The sequence below is a fragment of the Mesorhizobium sp. NZP2234 genome, assembly GCF_013170765.1.
Taxonomy (GTDB): domain Bacteria; phylum Pseudomonadota; class Alphaproteobacteria; order Rhizobiales; family Rhizobiaceae; genus Mesorhizobium; species Mesorhizobium loti_D.
The window spans coordinates 1,867,568-1,891,503 of sequence record NZ_CP033364.1; the positions used below are offsets into that span (position 1 = coordinate 1,867,568).

The following is a 23,936-nucleotide window of genomic DNA, read 5'->3' on the forward strand; positions in this document are numbered from 1 at the left end:
TCCCTCCCCCTCGAGGGGAGGGTGCTCCGAGTGGCTGGGTCGGTTCATCCCGAACTCCGCCCTTTACGACCCATCAGATCCGCTGCGCGGATCGACCCCTCCTCGAGGAGGGGTAATAGCACGAGGGAGAGAGACATGGTCGGCGCATCGAAGGCGGAAGCGGGAGGCGGCCCGATCCGCTACGGCATGGTGGGTGGCGGGCAGGGCGCCTTCATCGGCGCGGTGCATCGCATCGCGGCGCGCATGGACAATGATTTCGTGCTGGTCGCGGGCGCCCTGTCGTCCGATCCGGCGCGTGCCAAGGCGTCGGCGGTCGAACTCGGCCTCGATCCGGAGCGCAGCTACGCGTCCTATGCCGAGATGGCCAAGGCCGAGGCGAAACGCCCCGACGGCATCGAGGCGGTGGCGATCGTCACGCCCAACAACGTGCACGTGCCTGCAGCCAAGGCCTTTCTCGAGGCCGGCATCCACGTCATCTGCGACAAGCCGCTGGCAACGACACTGGCCGAAGCGAAGAAGCTGGCGGCGATCGTCGAGAAGACCGGCAAGGTGTTCGTGCTCACCCACAATTACACCGCCTATCCGATGGTGCGGCAGGCGCGCGAAATGGTGGCCAAGGGCGTGCTCGGCGACATCCGCATCGTGCAATCGGAGTACCCGCAGGACTGGCTGACCGAGGACCTTGCCGCGACAGGCCAGAAGCAGGCGTCATGGCGAGGCGATCCCAAGCAGGCGGGCGCCGGCGGCGCGCTGGGCGACATCGGCACGCATGCCTACAATCTCGCCCGCTTCGTTTCCGGACTGGAGCTGGATTCGCTGTCGGCCGATCTCGACGCCTTCGTGCCGGGTCGGCAGCTCGACGACAATGTCAACGTCATGCTGCGCTTCAAGGCGCCGGGCAAGGCGCATCCGGCCAAGGGCATGATCTGGGCCAGCCAGGTGGCGCCCGGACACGAAAACGGGCTGAAGCTGCGCATCTATGGTTCGAAGGGCGGGCTGGAATGGGTGCAGGCCGACCCGAACTATCTCTGGTACACGCCGTTCGGCCAGCCCAAGCAATTGATCACCCGCAATGGCGCCGGCGCGCTGCCGGTGGCGGGCCGTGTCAGCCGGGTGCCGTCGGGCCATCCCGAGGGCTATCTCGAAGGCTTCGCCAACATCTATCAGGAGGCCGCGCGCGCCATCCGCGCGGCGCGCCGCAAGGGCGGCAAGCCGGCTAGGGATGTGGTCTTCCCGACCATCGAGGATGGCGTCGAAGGCATGGCCTTCATCGAGGCCTGCGTGAAGTCTTCCAAGAAGAATGGGGCGTGGACGAAGCTTTAGGCGCGCGCCCCTCACGCTGATTGCCAGCCGAATTGCAAAGGGTAATTCGGGGCAATCCGACCTCTCCCCACGGGAGAGGAGGTGACCGGCGCCAGTGCCAAGTCTTTTCTCCCTTCGGGAGAGGGTGGCCGCGAAACGGCCGGATGAGGGGACTGCCTGGCGCAGAGCTGGAGGCAACAGCCGGCGCGCCATCAAAAAGGGGAGGCGTCGATGAAAATCGGCATGTGCATGTTTTTGTGGACCACGGCCGTATCGAAGAAGCACGAGCCGCTGCTGCGCGACATCAAGGCAACCGGCTTCGACGGCGTTGAGATACCCATCTTCGTCGGTGCGCCGGACGACTACAAGAAGCTCGGCGACCTGCTCGATCGCATCGGTCTGGAACGCACGGCCGTCTCCGCCATGGGCGATCCCTCGATGAACCTGATCTCAGCCGACGCCGCGACGCGCAGGGCCGGCGTCGATTACATGAAATGGGCCATCGATTGCTCCGATGCGCTTGGCGCAAGGACGCTGAGCGGGCCGCTGCATTCGACACTCGGCGCCTTTTCGGGTTCCGGGCCGACGGCGGCGGAGAAGAAGCGCTCGGTTTCCTCGCAGCGCACCATCGGCGACCATGCCGGCAAGAAGAATGTCGCCATCGGGCTCGAGGCGCTGAACCGCTTCGAATGTTATCTCCTCAACACGATGGCCGATCTCTCGGAACACATCGACGCCATCGACCGGCCGCACATCAAGGCGATGTACGACACTTTCCACGCCAATATCGAGGAGGCCGATCCGATCGGCGCCTATACGAAGCACCGCAGGAATGTCGTGCACATCCACATATCGGAAAACGATCGCGGCGTGCCGGGGCGCGGCAATATTCCGTGGAAAGAGACGTTCGCGGCGATCCGCAAGAGCGGCTATGACGACTGGCTGACGATCGAGTCGTTCGGCCGCTCGCTAAAGGATTTGGCGGCCGCGACCAAGGTGTGGCGCGATTTCTCGGAAACGCCGGAAGCGGTTTATCGCGAGGGCTACAAGCATATCAGGAACGGGTGGAAGAAGGCCGCTTAGGGTCGATATTCGGGTGAGGCCGGCCTGCAGATGCGGGGTTCCTGCGCTTCCGGTGCTCACGTACCCAAAAGTACGCTCCGCTCCGGTTCTCGTAACCCAGCCTTTTCGACGCGGCCTGACCCGAATCTCAACATGCCTGAGATGCCGAGATCGCTACCCCTGCTCGGCCTGGATCCGGTTGTAGTCGTGGATGGTGCGGCTCAGCCGCCGGCGCAGGAAGTTCGAGATGTTGTCGAAGATGAAGACGACCAGCAGGATCAAAAGCACCATGTAGAAGACATTGGCCCAGTTGGAGTTGGTGCGCATGGCTTCCCAGAGTTTCAGGCCGATGCCGCCGGCCCCGACCGCGCCGATGATGGTGGCGCCCCTGGTGTTGGATTCCCACTGGTAAAGCGTCTGGCTGATGAACACGGGGATGACTTCCGGCATGACGCCGTAGCGCTGCACCAGAAGGCCGTTGGCGCCGGTTGAAACCACGCCTTCGCGCGGCTTGTCGTCGATATTTTCCAGGGCCTCGGAATAGGTTTTGCCGAGCGTGCCGATCTCGGTGAAGAAGATCGCCGCACTGCCGGCCAGCGGGCCAGGGCCGAAGGCGCGGGTGAAGAACAAGGCCCAGATCAGCATGTCGACCGAGCGCATGAAGTCGAAGAAGCGCTTGAGGACCTGGCCGAGCACGCCGCTCGGCGTGATGTTGCGGGCGGCGAAGAAGGCAAGCGGAAAGGCGACGATGCCGCCGAGCAGCGTGCCCAGAAACGCCATGACGATGGTCTGCAGCAGCTTCGTCCAGACGTCGCCATGCTGCCACTGGGCATTGTTCCAGATGTTGTCGGCGGCGAGCGCAAGGTTCGAGGTGCCGGGCTTGAGTTCGGGGCCGGACATGAGGAGCGAGATCACCTCGCCGGCCGGCTTGCCGAAGAAGGGTGAGCGGGTGTCGAAAACGAAGTTCGCCCAGCCGAGGAAGCGCTTGCGCACCTTGACGCGGTCGACGGTGACGCGGACCTCGCCGACGAAGCCCATCTTAGCGACCACTTCGTCGTCATGCGCCGTCACCCATTCGGGCACCGGACCCTGGACGACCGGCTTACCGCTGGTCAACAGGACGGGAACCGTCTGGCCGTTGGCCGTGATCGTCGCCCGAGTCTTGTCGAAAGTGACGGATTTCGCCGGCCCGTCGATCAGGATCGTATAGGTGCCGTCCGGATTTTTCATCACCCAGTCGGGGTTGGGATTCTCGCCGAGTGCCGAGAAGCGCGGATATTTCGGCGTGATCTCAGGCTGGTCGAGGCGGAATTCCGGCTGCAGGTCGTAGCTGATCCACTGCGTCAGGAAGAGCGGCAGGCGCTCCCAATGCGACTCCCGCAGCACCTGCGGCAGGTTGAAGAACCAGAGGACATAGACGAGGTAAAGCAGGATGCCGGCGAACAGGAACAGCGGCGAGAAGCGCTTGTACAGCGGGCGCCGGAACACTTGAGGGTAGCGCTCCTCGATCGACAGGATCTCGTCTGCGGTCATGGAAGCCATGATTTCTCTTTCCATTTGACCATGATCTCTTGGACAAAACGGTTCCCGTTTGTCCGGGAAAGCCGGATGCCACTTTTCGGGATCATGGTCTAAGCGCCCATCATGAAGGCCTGTTCGCCAACCAGCTTGCGGCGCAGCCAGGCGGAAAACTGGTCGATGATGAAGATGGTGGTGAACAGGAGAAGCACCAGCGCCAGCGTCTTGGCGCCGAAGCCGCGTGAGATGGAAAGCTTCAATTCCTCGCCGATGCCGCCGCCACCGACGGCGCCGATGATGGTGGAGGCGCGGACGTTGATCTCGACGCGCAGCAATGTGTAGGACATGAAATTGGGCAGGACCTGCGGCAGGTCGGCGAAGCGCACCCGCTCGAACCAGTTGGCGCCCACTGCGCGCAGGCCTTCCTCGGCCCGCATGTCGATGTTTTCGTTGATCTCGTAGAACAGCTTGCCGAGCGCGCCGATCGAATGCAGGCCGATGGCGATGATGGCCGCGATCGGGCCGATGGAGACGATTGCCGCGAACAGGCCGGCGATGACGATCTCCGGAAAGGCGCGCAGCAGTTCCATGACGCGCTTGACGACCAGCCGCAGCAGCGGGTGCGGCGTCAGGTTGCGCGCCGCGATGAAGGAGAATGGCACGGCGAGGACGAAGCCGATGACGGTCGAGACGAGCGCCACGTTGACCGTGGTCAACATAAGCTCGAAATATTCGGGGACGTAGAAACCGCCCCAGACATAGACGCGGCCAAGCGGAAAGTTGAATTCCTGTGAGCCGTTGTCGTGCGGCGAGGCAATATCGAAGAGCGCCCGCCAGACGTCGTTCCAGTCCTTGGGGACGAGCCAGCTCAGGAAATCCAGAATATGCGGCAGCCGGTCGAAGAAATGGCCGGCATTGGCTTCGTCGGCGAACCACATGCTTGCCAGCATCGCGGCGAGAAGCAGGCCGACGCCGAGCACGGTATAAAACCGGCGCAGCGACGTCTGGCGTCGCCAGGCATCGGCCATCTGATGGGCGGCGCCAGACGGCGTTGTCAAAGAGGGGGCTGTCACGGAGAGGGTCATGGTCGGAGATGCAAAAAGGGCGGTACCTGAGGTACCGCCCCCTGCAATTTCGCCGTTAGCCGCCGATGGCTGCCTTACGGGCTTCGACGATGACGTTGTAGAAGTCCGGCTTCACCGGCACATAGCCGGTGAAATCGCCGCCTTCGACGCCTTCGAAGCAAGCCTTGTCCTTGGTCGGGAGTTCGGTGAAGAAGGCGGCGAGCTTGGCGGTCATGTCCTCACCGATCGCCGTGCGCACGACCAGCGGGCCATTCGGAATCAGGCCCGAGCGCCAGACTTCGACGAAGTCGTTCGGGTCGACGGCGCCCTTGGCGACGACCTTGTGGAAGGTGCCCGAGGTGAAGCCGTTCTTGAAATCGCCGATGCCGGAGGAATCGTCCACCGCCACGTCAACCTTGCCGTCGCGTACGGCCAGGATGTTGTTCTCGTGGCCGCCGTTGAACTGGGTCGAGGCGAAGAAGGTTTCGTTCGACGCGCCGGTGTCCTTCGGGATCTGGGTCAGCGGGATCAGGTAGCCGGAGGTGGAGTCCGGATCGGCATAGCCGAGCTTCTTGCCCTTCGCGGACTTGATGTCGGTGATGCCCGAGGTCTTCAGCGCCAGGCCGATCGAGTAATAGCCGGTGGAGCCGTCGGTCTGCTTGGTGGTGAGGATCGGGGTGACCGCCTTGGGGTCCTTGAGATAGACGCTGGCATAGCCGGAGGCGCCGAGTTCGGCGAAGTCGAGGGTGCCGCCGAGCAGGCCCTGGATGACGCCGTCATAGTCGGCGGCCGGGAACAGCGAGACCTTCTCGAAGCCGAATTCGGCCTTCAGGTGATCGGCCAGGCACTGGTAGTTGCGCAGGCGGTCGGTTTCGTTCTCGCCGCCGAGGATACCGACACGGAATTCCTTCATGTCGGCCGCGTGGGCCATGTTGGTCGCCATCGCGAGCACCGAAACGGCGCTCAAAACCATCTTCCTGAACATTGATGTCTCTCCTGTAAGTTCCGGCCCCGCGCCGGCAGCGTTCTTGATCTTGACAAGTGCCCTTGACGCGGGCGGACGATCCAGCCGCTCTTTCTTGAACTCAGTAACCTGGGAAAGCAGGTTCGAGCGGTCCGGCGGATGCTGCGATCTTTTGCTTGAAGGCAACGCTGGTGGAGGTGATGGCCTCCGATATCTCTGCGCCGTTGCTGTCGGCGCCATAGACGAGGCGCACGGCCTCGCGGTTCAGTTCCTCGGGTGGACCGTCGAAGACGACCTTGCCGGCGGCCATGCCGATTATGCGGTTGCAATAGGCGCGCGCGGTATCGAGCGTATGCAGATTGGTGACGACGGTGATGCCTTCGCGCAGATTGATGTCCTGCAGGGAATCCATCACCACCTTGGCGTTGAGCGGGTCGAGCGAGGCGATCGGCTCGTCGGCGAGGATAACCTTGGGCTGCTGCATCATGGCGCGGGCGATAGCGACGCGCTGCTGCTGTCCGCCGGACAGCGTGCCGGCGGGCTGCAAGGCGGTACGGGCGATGTCGAGCCGCTCCAGGGCCGCGACCGCCTCGGCGCATTCGGCGCGCGAGAACATGCCGAGAAGGTTGGACAGGGTCGAACGATGGTTCAACTTGCCGAGCAGCACGTTGGTCAGCACGTCGAGGCGCGGCACCAGGTTGAACTGCTGGAAGATCATGGCGCAATCGCGCTGCCAGCGCCGCAGCGGTGAGCCGCGCAACTGGGAGACCTCGGCGCCGTCAAAACAAATCGACCCCTGGCTGGGGTCGACGAGACGGTTGATCATGCGAAGAAGGGTCGATTTGCCAGCGCCCGAACGGCCGATGACGCCGACCATCTGACCCTGCGGGATCGAGATGGTGACGTCGCTGACGGCGGTGTTCTTGCCAAATCGTCGGCTGACACCGCGGATTTCGAGCGTGGCAGGGCTTGCTGACATGGGCTGGTTCCAGTCCGGTCCATATTGATCGTCAGGCATTCGCCTAACGCAGCCACATGAACCTGCCGTGTCGCCAGCATGTCAGTTTTGTTACACTCCACAGGCTTGGCGAACGGCGACTTGCGGGCAATCAGCCGAGCACCAGCAATTCCTCGAAATGCTTCATGTCGCGGAAGGCGCAGAGGGCGGGCGCCTTGATCTCGATTATCGGAGCCTGCCTTGCGAAAAGCGCCAGGCAATCGTCGAACAGTGCCTGCCAGGCCGCGGCCCTGTCGTCGGCGAGACGCTGGATCTGGTAGGCGAAGGTGATGTGGAAGACGTATGTGTCGTGATCGGGATGCCGGTAGCCGAACGGCACCGCCAGCGCATCGCGCCATTGACGCATGATGCGCACATCCTCGTCCGTCGCGCCGGCAACGGTGAGGCCGGTCGGCACGACCTCGATCACCTTGATGTTGAAGGGGCCGAAGCCCTTGAAGCCCTTCAGGCGCTCCAGATAGAGGCGAGTCATCGCATCGATGCTGGTGTCTAGCGGCACGTCGTGCGGCCAGAAGGGCAGGCGGCGGCGATATTCGATGATGCCCTGGAACAGCGTCATGTGCAGGCTGGAGACGGGCGTGAAGGCGAGCCGGTGGGCGTCAGGCATCGCCAGCATCTTCTCACGCACGCCAAGCACCACGGCCTCGGATGGCGAACCTCCGACCAGATGGCTGACGACGGTGTTGCCTGGCTCGGTCAGGAAATTGCCCGATGTGTCGTACCGGGTACCGAGATGCGTCGGTGGGGTCGGATTGGAGCCGGCAAAGAATCCGGCGAGCGAGGGTCTGAGGGTGTCGGGCATGGCTATCTCCTTGGGGAGATGGCGTCCTGTCCGAGTCCTGTGTCAAGGATGTGAACAGGCTCCCCGATGACGATGATGTGGGGATTCACCTACCCCTCGTATTTCTCCAGGAAGGCCTCGGCCGAAAGCTCGCGAAAATCATCAAGTGACGCGCGCAGCCTGGCATGGTCCCAGTCCCACCAGGCAAGCGCCTGGTAGCGTTCGGCGGTGCGGCGGTCGAAGCGCTCGCGGATCGGCCTTGCCGGCACGCCGGCGACGATGGTGTAGGGCGCGACATCCTTCGACACGACGGCGCCGGCGCCGACCGCGGCGCCATCGCCGACACTAACGCCGGGCAGGACGGTCGAACCGTGACCGAGCCAGGTGTCGTGGCCGATGCTGACGCGCTTGGCGCGGCGCTGGGCGAAGAACTCGCTCTCATGCTCGGCATCGTCCCAATAGTCCGAGGCGCGGTAGGTGAAATGGTGCAGCGTCGGCCGCCAGGTCGGGTGATTGGTGGCGTTGAGGCGCACGCTTGCGGCGATGTTGGCGAACTTGCCGATCGTCGCGCACCAGACGGCGCAATCCTGCATCATGTAGGAATAATCGCCGAGCTCGCTTTCCGAAACCCGGCTGCGGTCGGCGATCTCGGTCCAGCGGCCAAGCGTCGAGTTGTGCACCTCCGCCGTCGGGTGGACCAGCGGCGTCTCCGACAATTTCCTGGTCATGCGGCGAGTTTTCCCGGAGCAAAGGCGGTGACGTCGATGATGCGGTCGGCAACCGCCTCGCGCACATCGTGATCGTGGAAGATGCCGAGGAGGGCGACGCCAGCCGCCTTCTTGGCGGCGATGAGTTCGATCACCACGTCGCGGTTGGTGGCATCGAGCGAGGCGGTCGGCTCGTCGAGCAGCAGGATCGGGTGTTCGGTGATGAAGCCGCGCGCGATGTTGACGCGCTGTTGCTCACCGCCGGAGAAGGTCGCTGGCGGCAGCGCCCAGAGTTTTTCCGGCAGGTTGAGCTTTGCCAACAGTGCGCGCGCCTTGCCTCTGGCCGCCTCGCGCTCCTCGCCGCGTTCGACCAATGGCTCCGCGACGACATCAAGCGCCGAAACGCGCGGCACGGTGCGCAGGAACTGGCTGACATAGCCGATCGTTTGCCGGCGCACGGCAAGCACGGTGCGCGGGCTGGCATTGGCGAGATCGATCAGCCCGTCCTCGTGACTGACGATGATCTGACCTTCATCGGCGGCATAGTTGCCGTAGAGCATTTTCAGGATCGAGCTCTTGCCGGCACCGGACGGACCGCCGAGCACCGTGCATTCGCCAGCCTTGATCGAGAATGAGACACCAGCGACGACGGGCAGCTTGATGCCGTCGCGCAGGTGCATGGTGAAGCTCTTGGCGACGTCGGAAACAACGAGCGGGGTTGGCATGATCAGTGTCCTTTGTCTTGCCGCATGATCCGGTCCGAAAACCGGCTTCCACTTTTCGGGATCATGCGGCTACACCTGCAGAATCGAGGAAACGAGAAGCTGCGTGTAAGGCGCGCGCGGATCATCGAGCACGCGGTCGGTGAGTCCGCTTTCGACGACGCGGCCGTCCTTCATCACCATCATGCGCTGGGAGAGAAGACGTGCGACGGCAAGGTCGTGGGTGACGACGATGGCCGCGAGACCAAGATCGGTGACCAGTCCGCGCAGGAGATCAAGCAGTCGCGCCTGCACCGAGACATCGAGGCCGCCCGTCGGCTCATCCATGAACACCAGCCGTGGGCCGGTGACGAGGTTGCGGGCGATCTGCAGGCGCTGGCGCATGCCGCCGGAAAAGGCGCGCGGCTCGTCGTCGATGCGGTCTTCCTCGATCTCGACGCGTGACAGCCAGTCGACGGCCGTGGCGCGGATCTTGCCGTAGTGGCGGTCGCCGACCGCCATCAGCCGTTCGCCGACATTGGCGCCGGCCGACACCGTCATGCGCAGGCCATCGGCCGGGTTCTGGTGGACAAAGCCCCAGTCGGTGCGCATCAAGAAGCGGCGCTCGGCCTCGCTCATGCGGTAGAGCTCACGAAACTGGCCGTCGCGCATGCGGTAGCTGGCGGTGCCGGAGGAAGGTAAGAGCCGCGTCGACAAGCAGTTGAGCAGCGTCGTCTTGCCGGAACCGGATTCGCCGACGACAGCCAGGACCTCGCCCGGCCACAGGTCGAAGGTGACGTTGTCGCAGCCGACGCGCGAACCGTAGAATTTGGAGAGCGCCGAGACGCGCAGCAACGGTTCGTCGGTCATTGTGCCGGCTCCATTTTTTCCGAGGCATGATCGGCATCGGGGGCAAGGTGGCCGCGATGGCCGTCGGCTCGCCGCTTCTCGCAGTGGTCGGTGTCGGAGCAGACGAACATGTGGCCGCCGTGGTCGTCGAGGATGACCTCGTCGAGATACACGTTCTCGGCGGCGCACAGCGCGCAGGGCTGGTCGAAGGTCTGCACCTCGAAGGGGTGGTCCTCGAAGTCCAGGCTGACAACATCGGTGAAGGGCGGCACCGCGTAGATACGCTTTTCGCGACCGGCGCCGAACAGCTGCAGGGCAGGCGAGCGGTGCATCTTGGGATTGTCGAATTTCGGCGTCGGCGAGGGATCCATGACATAGCGGCCTTCGACCTTCACCGGATAGGCATAGGTGGTGGCGATGCGGCCATGCTTGGCGATGTCCTCGTAAAGCTTCACATGCATGAGGCCGTATTCCTCCAGCGCATGCATTTTTCGCGTTTCGGTCTCGCGCGGCTCGAGGAAGCGCAGCGGCTCGGGGATCGGCACCTGGTAGACCAGCACCTGGCCCGCGGTCAGCGGATGTTCGGGAATGCGGTGGCGGGTCTGGATGACGGTGGCGCTGGCGGTATCGGTGGTGACAGCGACATTGGCGACCTTCTTGAAGAAGGCACGGATCGACACCGCGTTGGTGGTATCGTCGGCGCCCTGGTCGATGACCTTCAGCACATCATCCGGACCTATGATCGAAGCGGTGACCTGGACGCCGCCGGTGCCCCAGCCATAGGGCATCGGCATCTCGCGCGAGGCGAACGGCACCTGATAGCCGGGGATGGCGATGCCCTTGAGGATCGCGCGGCGGATCATCCTTTTGGTCTGCTCGTCGAGATAGGCGAAGTTGTAGGTGGCTATGTCGGTCATGATGCTATCTCCAATCCCTTGGCATAGCGCGCCAGCCGGTCCGCAAGCGTGCCGGTGTGCAGTTCGAACATGTGGTTGTCGTCGTCGTAGAAATAGATCGAGCGGCCCTCGCCCTCGACGCGCGGACGCGGCGGGCGCATGTGGAGGCCTAGCTTGGCGACACGCTCGGCGTAACGGTCGAAATCGGCGTCATCGATCTTGAAGGCGATGTGGTTATAGCTGCGCTCCGGCAATGCCTCGCCTTCCATGATGGCGATCCAGATGTCGCCGATCAGGAAGAATTTTTCGCGCGACAGCGAGAACTGGTCGGCGTCGCTGGCATAGACCTCGCGCGCGTCGAAGACGCCCTCGAGGATGGCGCTCATCCGGTCGAGGTCGCGGACGATGAAAGTCATGTGGGACAGGCCTTCGATCATTCCGCGGCCTCCCGCTTTTCGTCCACCTTTGTGGGGTGCTCCCGAGCGTCGTACTCGGCGCGCATACGGCGCACGAGGTCGAGTTCGGCCTGGAAGTCGACATAGTGCGGCAGCTTCAGATGCTCGACGAAGCCGGTCGCCTGGACATTGTCGGAGTGCGAGATGACGAACTCCTCGTCCTGGGCGGCGGCGACAATGTCCTCGCCGAGTTCGGAGGCGCGCAGAGCCCGGTCGCAGAGCGCCATGGCCATCGCCTTGCGCTCGCTCTGGCCGAAGACGAGGCCGTAGCCGCGGGTGAATTGCGGCGGCGCCTTGGCCGATCCCTTGAACTGATTGACCATCTGGCATTCAGTGACCCGCACCGTGCCGAGCGGGGCGGCGAAGGGCAGTTCGGGAGTGTCGAGTTCCAGTTCAACCTCGCCGATGCGGATTTCGCCGACAAAGGGATGGTTGCGGGCATAGCCGCGCTGGGTGGAATAGCCGAGCGCCAGCAGGAAACCCTCGTCGCCGCGCGACAGCGCCTGCAGGCGGATGTCGCGCGCCATCGGGAATTCCAGCGGCTCGCGGGTGATGTCGCCAGGCACGTGGTCCTGCGGCATCTCGCCATCCGGTTCGATCAGGCCTTCGCGGGCAAGGATCGCCGAGACGCGCGGCATGGCCTGCGCTTCCGTCTCGCGCTGCAACGGCTCGGCGACATCGGCGCCGGCGGCAAGCTCGGGATCGAGCAGCCGGTGGGTGTAGTCGAAGGTCGGGCCGAGAAGCTGGCCGCCGGGCAGGTCCTTGTAGGTTGCCGACACGCGCCGCTCGACCCGCATCGTGCCGGTGTCGATCGGCTTCGAATAGCCGAAGCGCGGCAGCGTGGTGCGATAGGCGCGCACCAGGAAGATCGCCTCGATCATGTCGCCGCGCGCCTGGACGATGGCGAGTGCGGCCAGTTCACGATCATAGAGCGAGCCTTCGCTCATCACCCGATCGACGCCGAGCGACAGTTGCTCGACGATCTGGTCGAGGCGCAGGGCGGGCACCGAACGGTCGCCGCGCCGGCGGTCGGCGAGAAGGCTGTGGGCATTGGCGATTGCGGCCTCGCCGCCCTTTACCGCGACATACATCTTCAAGCCTCCATCGTCTTGATACGCGTCGTGCGCGGAAGGCAGGCTATGCCTTGCGATGTGGCGAGGATGATGTCGACGCCGCGCGGAAAGCGCTTGTTGTTCTGCTTCCACTGCTCGATGAAATGACGCGGCATCTGTGCCGGCGCGATCACGGCGCTGGTTTCGATGCCGGGGCCTTCAAGCAAGAGCGGCGCACCTGAAGCGAGGTCGCTGACCTGGAGGATCAGTGTGGTCGATCTGTCGGGATAATCTTGCGTGCCTTGCGCAAAGCCGTCGAGCGCCATCATCTCGGCCGGTGTTGCGACAAACGCGAAATGCGCGTCGGCCGGCGTGTTGGCGAGCGGCGCGCCGGTGTGGAAACCAAGCCAGGAGCCGATCGCGGAGGAGGTGTGAAGGGCCGGGTCGAGCCAGAGCGGCGTGTCGTTGTCGCACAGCGCCAGTGCCACCGCGCCTGACGTTGCCGAGAGCGGCGCCGGCGGACGGGCCAGGACAGGCAAAGCCTGCACGCTGCCTGGCCGCGCCATCGCATCCATGATTGCGCGGAACACGGTCTGGGCGTTGAACACCGGATCGGCGAAGCCGCCCTCGATCGATTGTGCTGCGATATCCATCAGTCCTCTCCGCGAACCATGGTGAAGAAATCCACCTTCGTTGCCGCCGTCTCGGCGCGGCGTTTTTCGTTGGCAGCGGCAAGCGCCGACCTCAGAGGCGCAATCAGCCTGGTCTCGACTTCGGCGCGGCTGGCAGGGTCCTGCCACAGCGCGTCGGCTATTGCCGCCAGCCTTGCCTTCTGCTTGTCGCGACCAAGCGCGTAGCAATGGCCGACCTGACCGGACGGCAACCGGACGGTGGCGCGGGTGACGGTCGCCTCGCCGACATTGAAGGGCGCACCGCCGCCGCCGATACGGCCGCGCAGCGTCACCAGGCCGGTCTCGGGGCCACGCAGCAGTTCGGCCTGCGAGGGCAGGCCGGCCTCGTTCCAGAGCCGGACGATGTCGTCGCCGCTCGATTGCGCCAAAGTCGCCATGGCGGCCTTGCGCTCGGCCTGGTCGCGGGCTTCCTGTCCTCGCATCAGCAGCATTCCTCTTTGCCAAATTTGTCTATTGATATAGACAACTATACAAATTATACATATTACCTAACGCGAGTCCATGACGCGTGGATGACAGGCGATGAAGGGCGGGGCAAATTCATGACCGGACGACAGGAAGCCGACAGTATCGAACGGCGCAGCGGCGTCTCGCTGTGGCGCCAGATTGCCGACAGGATCCTGCAGGCGATCGCCGCCGGGGATTTCGCCGAGAATGCCGCGCTGCCGCCGGAGGTGGCGCTCGCCGAGCGCTATGGCGTCAACCGTCACACGGTGCGCAGCGCCATATCAACGCTCGTGCAGGAAGGGGTGCTGCGGGCCGAGCAAGGGCGCGGCACCTTCGTCTTGTCGCGCAAGCGGCTGTCCTATCCGATCGGCGCGCGCACGCGCTTTTCAACAGGCCTGCAGGGGCAGACATCGGAACGGCATATCGTGCTGCTCGCTTCATCGGTCGAGCCCGCAAGCCAGCGTGTCGCCGAGGGTCTTGGGTTGGCCAGGGGTGCCGAGGTGATCCGGCTCGAGACACGCGGTGAAGCCGATGGACGGGCGGTGTCGCGTGCTGCCGGCTGGTTCGATGGCAGACGTTTCGCCGGCATCGACAGGGTGATGGCCGAGACCGGGTCTGTCACCGCGTCGCTGGCTCGTTTCGGGATAGACGATTATCTCCGGCAATCGACCGTGCTGTCGGCGCGCCATGCCGATGCCGCCGATCTTGCCGACCTGGACCTGCAACCGGGCGCTATCGTGCTGGTCACGGTGGCCGTCAACGTCACCCCGGACGGCCAGCCGATCCAGTTTTCCGAATCGCGGTTTCCGGCCGAGAGGGTGGAGTTGAAGCTGTCGGCGCTGTGAGTCGACGGCGGCGGGCTACCCCACCTCGATCATAGCCTTGATCAGGCCGGATTTCTCGTGCGCCCAGCGGGCGAGATCGCGCGGGGTGCCGCCGAGTGTGGTGCGGTGTGTGACGAGCTTGGCCAATGGCACGGCACCATTGCGGATCGAGGCAGCGACATGGTCGAAGTCGGCGCGCAAGGCGTTGCGGCTGCCGATCAGCGTCATTTCACGCTTGTGAAATTCAGGGTCGGAAAAGACGATGTCGTCCTTGACGACGCTGACCAGCACCAGCGTCCCGCCATGGGCGACATGGGCGAAGGCCGACTGCACCGATTGGGTGTTGCCGGTGGCGTCGAAGACCACGTCGAAGCCTTCGCCTGATGTCGCTTCCCTGACCAGATCCGGCGCCGCGCCGCGCGAGCCATCAAGGGTCTTGAAGCCGAGTTCGGTTGCGGCGAAGGCGAGCCTCTCGCTGCTCATGTCAAGCAGGGTCACGTCAAGCCCGGCGATGCGGGCGAAGATGGCGGTGCCGAGCCCGATCGGGCCGGCGCCAATAACCAGCGTGCGGGCACCGGGATCGGCGCGGGCGCGCCGCACGGCGTGCGCGCCGATGGCCAGGAATTCGACGGCGGCGGCGTCGGCCAGCGACAGGCCATTGGCCGGATAGAGATTCTGCGCCGGGACGAGAATATCTTCGCACATGGCGCCGTCGCGGTGGACGCCTAGCACCTCGATCCTGACGCAGCAGTTCGGCTTGCCGTGCCGGCAGGCGATGCACTTGCCGCAGGACAGGTAGGGGTTGATGACGACCGGCTCGCCAACGGGAAGGTCGACACCCTCGCCGGTCTCGACGATGGTTCCCGACACCTCATGGCCCATGATGCGGGGGTACGCGAGGAAAGGGTGCTTGCCCTCGAAGATGTGGTAGTCGGTGCCGCAGATGCCGACATGGCTGACGGCGACCAGCGCCCAGCCGGCCGGTGGCGCGCCAGGCTCGGGACGGTCTTCCAGGACGAGTTCGCCGGGCGAGCGGCAGACGACGGCTTTCATGTTTTCAATCCAGTCTCCAATGAAATCGCCGGCCTGAAACGATTGACGCAATTCCGCACGGAAAACCGTTTCACACTTTCCTGGAATGCTTCAGACAGGCCGGCGATCGCTTTCGGTTTGTTGCTATTTACCGCCGCGGCGGCGCAGACCGTCGAAATAGACGATGACGATGATCAGCGCGCCGGTGATGATGCGCTGCCAGAAGGCGTTGACGTTGAGCAGGTTGGCGCCGTTGTTGATGGTGGCGAGAATGAACGCGCCGAGCAACGGGCCGTGCACCGAGCCGACAGCGCCGAACAGCGAGGTGCCGCCGATCACCGAGGACGCGATCGCCTGCAGCTCCCAGCCCTCCGCCTGGGTCGGGTTGCCGATGCCGATGCGCGAGGCCAGGAGCACGCCGACAAAGGCCGCGCAGAGGCCCGACAGCGTGTAGGCCATGTAGATGGTGCGCTGGACGTTGACGCCGGAAAGGCGCGAGGCCTCGGCGTTGGAGCCGACCGAGAAGAGATAGCGGCCCCAGCGGCTGTGATGCAGGAAGATGTAGGCCGGAATGCCGACCAGGATCACCATCCAGAACAAATTGGGGACGCCAAGGAAGGAGTTGCGCGAGAATTCCTGGAAGGCATCGTTGTTGATGGAGATCGAATTGCCGTTGGTCATCAAAAGGCCGATGCCGCGCAGCGAGGTCAACGTCGCCAACGTGATGATGAAGGGCGGCAGGCCCATCTTGACGATGCCAAAGCCGTGGAACAGGCCGATAGCGACGCCGACCAGCAGCGTGATCAGGATGGCGAGGAAAACCGGTATGCCGGCATTGATCAGCATCGCGGCGATGACGGTGGCAAAACCGACCACGGCACCGACCGACAGATCGATACCGCCGGTGATGATGACGAAGGTCTGACCGACCGCCAGGATGGCGATCATCGAACCCTGACGCAGAAGGTTCGAGATGTTGTTGGCCGAGGCGAAGCTCGATGTCGACAGCGACAGGATGACCCAGAGCAGTACCAGCAGCGCCAGCAGCGTCAGCCCGAAAAGGGCGTTGTAGTTGCGCTTGGGTTTTTCGGCAGGAATCGCCTCGGTGCTCATATCTTTCCTCCCAGCTTTTCTTGTTTCTCGGCGAGCGCCTGTGTGAGAATTTCCTCGTGATCGGCGGTGCGGAACCCATGTGTTGCCACCAGTTTGCCGCGGCGGAACACATGCAGCGTGTCGGCCAGCTCATAGACTTCGGGCAGATAGGACGAGATCAGGATGATGCCTGCACCCTTCGACAAGAGCGCACCGAACAGGCGGTAGATCTCGGCCTTGGTGCCGACATCGACGCCGACTGTCGGCTCGTCGAAAATGAACAGCTTGGCGCCATGCGCCAGCCATTTGCCGATGACGATCTTCTGCTGGTTGCCGCCCGACAGGCTGGAGGCCAGCGCATTGCGTGTCGGCGTCTTGATGCGCAGATCGGCGATCTGGCGGTCGGCCTGGGTCTTTTCCTGCGCGCCGGAGATCAGCAGGTTGTTGGAGATGCGCTTGTAGATCGGCAGGTTGAGATTGAGGCCGACCGGCAGGTTGAGACAGAGGCCCTGGTCGCGGCGGCTTTCCGGCGCCAGCGCCATGCCGAGCTTGATGGCGTCGTGCTCGGAGTTGATCTGAACCGGCTTGCCTTCCCACAAAATCTCGCCGGCCGATTTGCGATGGCGGCCGTAGAGCGTGGTGACGAACTCGCTGCGTCCGGCGCCGATCAGGCCGTACAGCCCGACGATCTCGCCGGCGCGGACCGTCATCGAGACATTTTCGAAGCCCTTGCCCGACAGGTTCCTGGCCTCGACGATCACGGCGCCGGGGGTGAAATGTTCCTTGTGGTAGACCTGCTCGATCGAACGGTTGATCATCAGCTTGACCAGTTCGGCGTCGTTGGTCTCACCGATGTTCCTGGTGCCGACCAGCGTGCCGTCGCGCAGCACGGAGACGCGATCGGCCAGCTCGAACACTTCCTCCATGCGGTGGCTGATGTAGATGATGGTCACGCCTTCGGACTTCAGCCGGCGGATCAGGGTGAAGAGCTGGTCGGCCTCCTTGCGGGTGAGGTAGGCGGTCGGCTCGTCGAAGATCAGGAATTTGGTGCCGCGCACGGTGGCGCGGGCGGCGGCGATCAGCTGCTGCTGGCCTATGGTGAGGTCGCCGAGCACGACATGCGCCGGCAGATCGAAGCCGAGATCGTCGATGATCTTCTGCGCTTCCTTGACCATGGCGCGCTGCTGCAGGATGCCGAAGCGCGAATTCTCCTCGCCGAGGAACATGTTGGCGGCGACGGTCAAATGCCGGCAGAGCACGACTTCCTGGTGCACGGCGTTGATGCCGAGCGCCATCGCTTCATGCGGGGTCGCCAGCGCCGCCGGTTTGCCTTCCCAGACGACCTCGCCGGAGGTGCGCGGCATGACGCCGGTCAGGAGCTTGATCAGGGTGGATTTGCCGGCGCCGTTCTCGCCGACGATGGCGTGGATTTCGCCCGCCTTGAAGGCCAGCGTCACCGGCTTCAACGCATGGGTGCCCGGATATTTCTTCTCGAGGCCACGCAGTTCGAGGATCGTCCTGCCGGGCTCCAGCACGGGGGCAGGATGCAGGTCTTGCGCCGTCGATGTCATGACAATCCTCCCAGATTGGCCTCCCAGATTTGTCTTACAATCCGGTGCGCGGCAAGGCTCTTAAAACGCCCGCCGGAGCAGCCTAGCCCAGGCTGGCGGATTTCCAAGCGATATGGCTGTCGTTTCCGGGGCACGAGGCCCCGGAAACCGTGCGGCTGCGCCTAGGCTTAGTTGAGCTTCGGGTTGAGCAGCGCGTCAATCTTGGGATCCTTCATGTTGGCCTTGGTGACCAGGTTGGCGCCTGTGTCGACATTGGCCTCGACCTTCTCGCCCTTGGAAGCGGCGAGCGCGGTCTTGATGCCGTCATAGCCCATCCGGTAGGGATCCTGGACGACGAGGCCGGAAATGACACCGTCATTCAGGAACTTGATCAGCTTCTCGTCGCTGTCGAAGCCGATCAATCCAACCTTGCCGGCAAGCTTGTTCTCGGCGATCGCCTGGCCGACGCCCTGCGCCATGATCAGGTTGGAGGCGAAGATGCCCTTCAGGTCGGGATTGGCGGTGATCAGGTCGGTCGCGATGTTGAGGCCGGTCGTGGCCTGACCGTCGGCATATTTGTCGGCGACCAGTTCGAGACCGGGATACTTGGCCTTGAGCTGTTCCTTGAAACCCTGGGCGCGCTGCTCGAGCGAGCCGGCGCCAGGCAGTGCGGTGATCAGCGCAACCTTGCCTTCGACCTTGCCGCCATTGGCCGCGCCGATGGCCGCCGCGAGACCATCCGCGGCGACGCGGCCGCCCTGGACGTTGTCGGTGGTCAGGAACGAGGTGAAGGCCTTGGAGTCGGCGCTGGAGTCGATGCCGATGACCTTGACCTTGCTTGCTGCCTCGTCGATCGGCTTGCCGAGCGCCTTGGCTTCAGTCGGCGCGATGACGACGGCGGCCGGGTTGCCGGCGACGGCGTTCTCGAGGATGGAGATCTGGCCGTTGACGTCGGTTTCAGCCTGGGCGCCGAGTTCCGGCACGTTGACGCCAAGATCCTTGCCGGCCTTGCGGGCACCGGCGAGCACGATCTGCCAATAGAAGGACGTGGTGTCCTTGACGATGATCGGAATGGTCACATCCGCCGCCGAAACCGGCGCCGAATGCATGACGCCGGCGAGCATCGAGGCTGCTGCCATCGCCATCACGGCACGGCGGTTGAGAATGCTGGTCACGAATTTCATAGGATTCCTCCCTAAGTCGCCCGGTGAACGTTACGGAAGTTCCGTTCGGATAGGCGCGGCCCAAACGGAACTTTATCAATAAAAAACATTTACGCTGTTTTGATAGTGCATCGATCTGGACGATGCAAGCGGTGTTTCGCGCCCGACCTCCCAATGGCAGGCACAGACTCATGCCGCTCCTCCCCGGACGCAGCCAACGCTCCCGTTCCGTTCTGTAGACGCATGGAATATTAATTCCATGTATTAGTCAATATGGAACATTCATTCTTTCTTAGATGTCGCGGATTTGTGAAGGGGAGCCCCTCCCATCAAGCTGATGGATGCCGGCGTCACGCCAGGCTCTGCACCACCGTGTAGGGACGATATTTTTGATATTCCGTCTGCGGCACGTCGATGTCGAGCAGGTCGAGGTTGCGTGTCAGGTTCGCAAGTTTTGCGGTCCCGGTCAGCACGGTGGCGACCGTCGGCTCGTGCAGGGGAAACTGGAAGGCGGCGGCCGCCAGCGGATAACCGCCTTCGCCGGCGATCTTCTCCATGGCATCGACCCGGCCGAGCACATCGCGGCTGGCGGGCTGGTAATCGAAATGCGCGCCCTGCACCGGTCCGGTCGCCAATATGCCGGAGTTGAAAACGCCGCCGATCACCAGCGACGTCCGCTGCGCCCGGCATAGCGGCAGCAATTCGGCCTCCGCGCTGCGGTCGAGCAGGGAATAGCGGCTCGCCAGCAGGATGCAGTCGAGCGGCGCCCGGCGCATCACGTCAAGGCAGATCTGGACTTCGTTGACGCCCAGTCCATAGGCGGAAATCGTGCCGGCCCGCTTCAGGTCCTCGAGCGCCTTGAGCCCGCCGTCCATCAGCTGGCGAAAGTGCAGTTTTGTCTTCTCGACGCCATGCGTGTAGACGCCGATGTCGTGCACATACAGGATATCGATCTTGTTCAGGCCAAGCCGCGCATAGCTGAAGTCGACCGACCGCATGATGCCGTCATAGGAATAGTCGTAGTCGAGTGCGAACGGCAGCGGATCGACATAGGAGTGATCGGGTACCTGGTCCTCAGGCACCGGACGGAATAGGCGTCCGACCTTGGTGGACAGCACGTAGGAATCGCGCGGCTTGTAGCGCAGGAAATCGCCGAAGCGTCGCTCCGACAGGCCGAAACCATAGAAGGGCGCGGTGTCGAAATAGCGCAAGCCGGCCTCCCAGGCGCCTTGCAGCGTCTCCATCGCCGCCTCACGCGAGCAGGTGCGGTAAAGGCCGCCAATCGCGGCGCCACCGAAGCTGACCTCGGTGACCTCGAGCGCCGTCTGGCCGATGCGGCGTTTTTCCATGCAAACCCTCCCCGTTGCCGGCCGCTGTCTCGCCCGGCAGTCTACCACATGTCAGGTGAATGCTGAGCAATTCCAGGGAAAGTGTGTAGCGGTTTTCCGTCCGGAATTGCGCAGAAACAAAGAGTTAGAGCGTCGCGCCGAGATGCCAGGGCACGAACTCGTTGTCGCCATAGCCAAAATCCTCGCTCTTGGTCTTGCGGCCCGAGGCCGTCTCGACGATGAGTTCGAAGATCTCGCGGCCCATGCCGGCGATGGTCTTTTCACCCGAGGCGATGACGCCGCAATTGACGTCCATGTCCTCTTCCATCTGGTGATACATGGTGGAATTGGTGGCGACCTTGATCGAAGGGGTGGGCCGGCAGCCGAAGCAGGAACCGCGACCTGTGGTGAAGACGATGACATTGGCGCCACCCGCGACCTGGCCCGTGGCCGAGACCGGGTCGTAGCCGGGAGTGTCCATGAACACCAGTCCGTTGCCGGTGACCTTTTCGGCATAGCCGAACACGCCGTTGAGCGGCGTCTGGCCGCCCTTGGCGACCGCGCCAAGCGACTTTTCCAGGATGGTGGTGAGGCCGCCCCGCTTGTTGCCGGGCGAAGGGTTGTTGTCGATCGAGGCGCCATGCTTGGCGACGTGATCTTCCCACCATTTCACATAGCCATCGAGCTTCTTGGCGATTTCTGGCGTCGCCGCGCGATAGGCGAGCAGATGCTCGGCGCCGTAGATTTCCGTGGTCTCGGAGAGGATGCCGATGCCGCCGACGCCGGCCAGTATGTCCACCGCAGCACCCAGCGCCGGATTGGCCGTGATGCCCGACATGCCATCGGAGCCGCCGCATTGCAGGCCGACGACGATCTCGCTGACCGGGATCGGCTCGCGTTTCAACTGGCCGACTTCCTCGGCGATCTCGGCCAGCACGCCCATCGCCTTTTCCACCGATTTGCGCGACCCGCCGGCGTCCTGGATGTTGAAGTGGCGCTTGCCGGCGGCGACGCCCTTCTGGCCGTAAAGGGTGAGCTGGTTGACCTCGCAGCCGAGGCCGACCATCAGCACGCCGCCGAAATTCGGATGGCGGGCATAACCGGCGAGCGTGCGGTGCAACACCATCATGCCGTCGCCGGTGCCGCTCATGCCGCAGCCCTGGCCGTGGACGATCGGCACGAAGCCGTCGATGCCGGGATATTTCGGCAGCAAGGTCCGGTTGGCTGTGTCGGCGATCGAATGGCAGACGGTGGCCGAACAATTGACGCTGGCGATGATGCCGATGAAATTTCGCGTGCCGGCGCGGCCGTCGGCACGGCGGTAGCCCATGAAAGTGCGAGCGCGATCGGCCTCGGTCGCGTGCTCGGCCTCGCTCGGCGGCACCACCGGCAAACGGCCGGCCTCGAAAACCAGATTGTGCGAATGGACATGCTCGCCGGGCGCGATGTCCTGCGTGGCGCGGCCGATTGCCTGGGCATATTTCACCACGGCTTCACCGGCGGCAATCGGCTTGATCGCGACCTTGTGGCCGGGCTCGATGAGGGCGGTGGCAAGCGCGCCGCCCGGCAGGACGGTGCCGATCTCGATGCGGCCATTGGCAACGGCGACATTGTCGGCGGGGGACAGAAGGATGGTGTTCGACACGTTCACGGGCGGTTTCCTGGGTGATCCTGGGATGCGCGCGGATTGACACGCGCCTGTTAAGAGTTAATGTCTTTTATCGTGAAAAAACAATTTTGCGTCAATTGTTTTTTCGCGGCGGTACCGGGTGCTCCTCGGCAAATGGTAGCGCCGCAAACAATGGATCGGATCCCGGCGAAAGCAATTCCTGCTTTTCAGGGTCATGGGAACGTCATATTGCGCTTCAAGCCGGCCGCCGCAAGCGCCGGCATGAATGGGTCAGGGGATGTCGAAGAGCAACAACGTCTACAAGGACGCCTATAACAGGTGCCTCAGGCTGCTTGACGAGACGCGCAGCCTGCCGTCGGAGCCGGAACTGGGCGCGCTGCTCGGGGTCAGCCGCACCACCGTGCGCAGTATCCTGGCGCGCATGGAGGAAACCGGGCTGATCGCCTGGAACAAGCGCGCCAAGACGGTGCTGCGGGACCCAGGCCCCGGCGATTTCTTCCCCGAGGAAGAGACCGACACGCTGGCCGAGATCATCGAGCGATCGTTCATGCGCAGGCTGCTCGCCGACGGCGCCGAGGCCGGCATGCAGATCAACGAGCTCGAACTGGCGCGCGAGATCGGCGTCGGCACGACCAGCGTGCGCGAGTTCCTGATCCGTTTTTCGCGCTTCGGCCTGATCGAGAAGCGCCGCAACAGCCATTGGGTGCTGAAGGGCTTTACGCGGGCCTTCGCGCTCGAACTGACCGAGATCCGCGAAATGTTCGAATTGCGCTCGGCGGCAGCCTTTGCCGCTCTGCCGCCAGACAGCTCGGTGTGGGCCGATCTGGACAGGCTGGAGGACGAACATCGCCAGCTGGCACGCGAGATCGCCACGCGCTTCAACGAGTTTTCGGAACTGGACGAGCGCTTCCACCGGCTGATCCACCGCGCCTCGCGCAACCGCTTCATCGTCGATTTCTACGACGTCATCGCCATGATCTTCCATTACCACTATCAGTGGAACAAGGCGCAGGAGCGCGAGCGTAATGAAGTCGCGGTCGGCGAGCATCTTGCCTATATCGAGGCGCTCAAGTCGCGCGACCTCGGCAAGGTCGACGCCGCCTGCCGCAAGCACCTGAAGTCGGCGCGCCAGACATTGCTGACCTCGATTCCCGAAAGCCGTTCGCCGCAAAAACCTGAGCCGCGCTGAAGGCCGCATCACGGCTCGAATTTCCGTTTATGCGTGTCGTTGTCCTAAAACCACTGCGCGGGCTCTTGGGCGACATGCATCAGTCGCGCCGCGTTGCCGCAGCCTCGAATTGGCGATTTTCCGGTCGCCGGTTGCGTGATAGGTATCCTTTCGAGGACTGCTCGAAGAGGCAGATGGTTTGAACAGGCAAGTCATTTGAGCAAGAAGGCGAGACGCTGGAGCATGCCGGCCGCGCTTGTTGCGGCCTGTCTGCTGCTGCTCCAGTCGACGCTCGGCGCGTTCGCCTTCGGCACCGGCCCGAATGCCGCGCAGCTCGACGCTTTCGGCAACGTCATCTGTACCCGCGACGGCGCCACCCAACTCCCCGGCGGTGACCAGCACCCGTCCCATCTGCCGGCCTGTTGCTCGCTTGGCTGCGGCATGTTTTCATCGGCCTTCGCGCCGCCATCCAATGCCGGGCTGGCCCTGGGCGGCCTGTCCTTTGAAACGGTCGCCTTCGTTTTTCCGGCGAGCATTCATCTCGACTTGGCGCGCGAACGCTCGCCGTCGAACCCGCGCGCGCCGCCGTTGGCCGTCTGAGCCTTTTTGCCCGGCGGAACCTTTCGCGGGCGCACCCATCC

Annotated in this window: 24 protein-coding genes; 5 read left to right on the plus strand and 19 right to left on the minus strand. The window is 63.8% G+C overall.

Going from position 1 to position 23,936, the window contains the following annotated elements; translation table 11 throughout:
- The first annotated feature begins 135 nt into the window (after positions 1 to 135).
- Entirely contained in the window at positions 136 to 1,323 is a 1,188-nt protein-coding gene (locus EB230_RS09155) for a Gfo/Idh/MocA family oxidoreductase (protein ID WP_172372115.1), read from the plus strand.
- Between the two features lie 210 nt (positions 1,324 to 1,533).
- On the plus strand, positions 1,534 to 2,385 hold the full coding sequence (locus EB230_RS09160) for a sugar phosphate isomerase/epimerase (protein WP_056577920.1): 852 nt from the start codon (positions 1,534 to 1,536) through the stop codon (positions 2,383 to 2,385).
- A 153-nt stretch (positions 2,386 to 2,538) separates the two neighbouring features.
- On the opposite strand, the gene phnE (EB230_RS09165) is transcribed toward EB230_RS09160, so the two are convergent.
- From phnE (EB230_RS09165) to phnG, 13 genes are all read right to left on the minus strand, one after another.
- Positions 2,539 to 3,906, minus strand: coding sequence for a phosphonate ABC transporter, permease protein PhnE (gene phnE, locus EB230_RS09165; RefSeq protein WP_056577966.1), 1,368 nt, complete (start codon positions 3,904 to 3,906; stop codon positions 2,539 to 2,541).
- 89 nt (positions 3,907 to 3,995) lie between these two features.
- Complete coding sequence (gene phnE / locus EB230_RS09170; RefSeq protein WP_172372117.1) at positions 3,996 to 4,967, minus strand: phosphonate ABC transporter, permease protein PhnE; 972 nt, start codon at positions 4,965 to 4,967, stop codon at positions 3,996 to 3,998.
- Between the two features lie 55 nt (positions 4,968 to 5,022).
- A complete protein-coding gene (gene phnD / locus EB230_RS09175; RefSeq protein ID WP_056577916.1) occupies positions 5,023 to 5,931 on the minus strand; it encodes a phosphonate ABC transporter substrate-binding protein in 909 nt (302 codons plus the stop codon).
- Between the two features lie 100 nt (positions 5,932 to 6,031).
- Positions 6,032 to 6,889 carry a phosphonate ABC transporter ATP-binding protein gene (phnC, locus tag EB230_RS09180; protein WP_056577913.1) on the minus strand — a complete coding sequence of 286 codons (858 nt, stop codon included), beginning with the start codon at positions 6,887 to 6,889 and terminating at the stop codon, positions 6,032 to 6,034.
- A 130-nt stretch (positions 6,890 to 7,019) separates the two neighbouring features.
- On the minus strand, positions 7,020 to 7,730 hold the full coding sequence (locus tag EB230_RS09185; protein ID WP_056577911.1) for a DUF1868 domain-containing protein: 711 nt from the start codon (positions 7,728 to 7,730) through the stop codon (positions 7,020 to 7,022).
- A gap of 89 nt (positions 7,731 to 7,819) precedes the next feature.
- Positions 7,820 to 8,437 carry a DapH/DapD/GlmU-related protein gene (locus EB230_RS09190; protein WP_056577910.1) on the minus strand — a complete coding sequence of 206 codons (618 nt, stop codon included), beginning with the start codon at positions 8,435 to 8,437 and terminating at the stop codon, positions 7,820 to 7,822.
- Positions 8,434 to 9,141, minus strand: a complete 708-nt coding sequence (gene phnL, locus EB230_RS09195) for a phosphonate C-P lyase system protein PhnL (RefSeq protein ID WP_056577908.1) — start codon at positions 9,139 to 9,141, stop codon at positions 8,434 to 8,436. The genes EB230_RS09190 and phnL overlap by 4 nt, the downstream gene beginning before the upstream one ends.
- 69 nt (positions 9,142 to 9,210) lie before the next feature.
- Positions 9,211 to 9,987 carry a phosphonate C-P lyase system protein PhnK gene (gene phnK, locus EB230_RS09200; RefSeq protein WP_056577906.1) on the minus strand — a complete coding sequence of 259 codons (777 nt, stop codon included), beginning with the start codon at positions 9,985 to 9,987 and terminating at the stop codon, positions 9,211 to 9,213.
- On the minus strand, positions 9,984 to 10,883 hold the full coding sequence (locus tag EB230_RS09205; RefSeq protein ID WP_172372119.1) for an alpha-D-ribose 1-methylphosphonate 5-phosphate C-P-lyase PhnJ: 900 nt from the start codon (positions 10,881 to 10,883) through the stop codon (positions 9,984 to 9,986). Before EB230_RS09205 ends, phnK begins: the two co-directional genes overlap by 4 nt.
- Positions 10,880 to 11,299: a FosX/FosE/FosI family fosfomycin resistance hydrolase gene (fosX, locus tag EB230_RS09210; protein WP_056577902.1), complete on the minus strand. Its 420-nt coding sequence runs from the start codon at positions 11,297 to 11,299 to the stop codon at positions 10,880 to 10,882. The genes EB230_RS09205 and fosX overlap by 4 nt, the downstream gene beginning before the upstream one ends.
- Positions 11,296 to 12,408 (minus strand): carbon-phosphorus lyase complex subunit PhnI, encoded by a 1,113-nt coding sequence (locus EB230_RS09215; protein ID WP_056577900.1) that lies wholly within the window; start codon positions 12,406 to 12,408, stop codon positions 11,296 to 11,298. The genes fosX and EB230_RS09215 overlap by 4 nt, the downstream gene beginning before the upstream one ends.
- Before the next feature lie 2 nt (positions 12,409 to 12,410).
- The gene (phnH, locus tag EB230_RS09220; RefSeq protein WP_056577898.1) at positions 12,411 to 13,022 is read right to left on the minus strand and encodes a phosphonate C-P lyase system protein PhnH; all 612 of its coding nucleotides are present in this window, start codon (positions 13,020 to 13,022) and stop codon (positions 12,411 to 12,413) included.
- Positions 13,022 to 13,483 carry a phosphonate C-P lyase system protein PhnG gene (gene phnG / locus EB230_RS09225; RefSeq protein WP_056577964.1) on the minus strand — a complete coding sequence of 154 codons (462 nt, stop codon included), beginning with the start codon at positions 13,481 to 13,483 and terminating at the stop codon, positions 13,022 to 13,024. Before phnG ends, phnH begins: the two co-directional genes overlap by 1 nt.
- A gap of 120 nt (positions 13,484 to 13,603) precedes the next feature.
- On the opposite strand from phnG, the gene phnF reads away from it, so the two are divergent.
- Positions 13,604 to 14,353 (plus strand): phosphonate metabolism transcriptional regulator PhnF, encoded by a 750-nt coding sequence (gene phnF, locus EB230_RS09230; RefSeq protein WP_056577962.1) that lies wholly within the window; start codon positions 13,604 to 13,606, stop codon positions 14,351 to 14,353.
- Positions 14,354 to 14,368: 15 nt separating this feature from the next.
- On the opposite strand, the gene EB230_RS09235 is transcribed toward phnF, so the two are convergent.
- From EB230_RS09235 to EB230_RS09260, 6 genes are all read right to left on the minus strand, one after another.
- Positions 14,369 to 15,385: a zinc-binding alcohol dehydrogenase family protein gene (locus tag EB230_RS09235; RefSeq protein WP_172372121.1), complete on the minus strand. Its 1,017-nt coding sequence runs from the start codon at positions 15,383 to 15,385 to the stop codon at positions 14,369 to 14,371.
- Positions 15,386 to 15,508: 123 nt separating this feature from the next.
- Positions 15,509 to 16,477, minus strand: a complete 969-nt coding sequence (locus EB230_RS09240; protein WP_056577896.1) for an ABC transporter permease — start codon at positions 16,475 to 16,477, stop codon at positions 15,509 to 15,511.
- Entirely contained in the window at positions 16,474 to 18,027 is a 1,554-nt protein-coding gene (locus tag EB230_RS09245; RefSeq protein ID WP_056577894.1) for a sugar ABC transporter ATP-binding protein, read from the minus strand. Before EB230_RS09245 ends, EB230_RS09240 begins: the two co-directional genes overlap by 4 nt.
- 167 nt (positions 18,028 to 18,194) lie before the next feature.
- Positions 18,195 to 19,190 carry an ABC transporter substrate-binding protein gene (locus EB230_RS09250; RefSeq protein ID WP_056577892.1) on the minus strand — a complete coding sequence of 332 codons (996 nt, stop codon included), beginning with the start codon at positions 19,188 to 19,190 and terminating at the stop codon, positions 18,195 to 18,197.
- A gap of 329 nt (positions 19,191 to 19,519) precedes the next feature.
- Positions 19,520 to 20,518 carry an aldo/keto reductase gene (locus EB230_RS09255; protein WP_056577890.1) on the minus strand — a complete coding sequence of 333 codons (999 nt, stop codon included), beginning with the start codon at positions 20,516 to 20,518 and terminating at the stop codon, positions 19,520 to 19,522.
- 124 nt (positions 20,519 to 20,642) lie between these two features.
- Positions 20,643 to 22,148, minus strand: coding sequence for an altronate dehydratase family protein (locus EB230_RS09260; RefSeq protein ID WP_056577888.1), 1,506 nt, complete (start codon positions 22,146 to 22,148; stop codon positions 20,643 to 20,645).
- Between the two features lie 256 nt (positions 22,149 to 22,404).
- Between EB230_RS09260 and EB230_RS09265 the strand changes: the two genes are divergently transcribed.
- Positions 22,405 to 23,316, plus strand: a complete 912-nt coding sequence (locus tag EB230_RS09265; protein WP_056577886.1) for a GntR family transcriptional regulator — start codon at positions 22,405 to 22,407, stop codon at positions 23,314 to 23,316.
- 222 nt (positions 23,317 to 23,538) lie between these two features.
- On the plus strand, positions 23,539 to 23,895 hold the full coding sequence (locus EB230_RS09270; RefSeq protein WP_056577885.1) for a hypothetical protein: 357 nt from the start codon (positions 23,539 to 23,541) through the stop codon (positions 23,893 to 23,895).
- Positions 23,896 to 23,936: the final 41 nt, after the last annotated feature.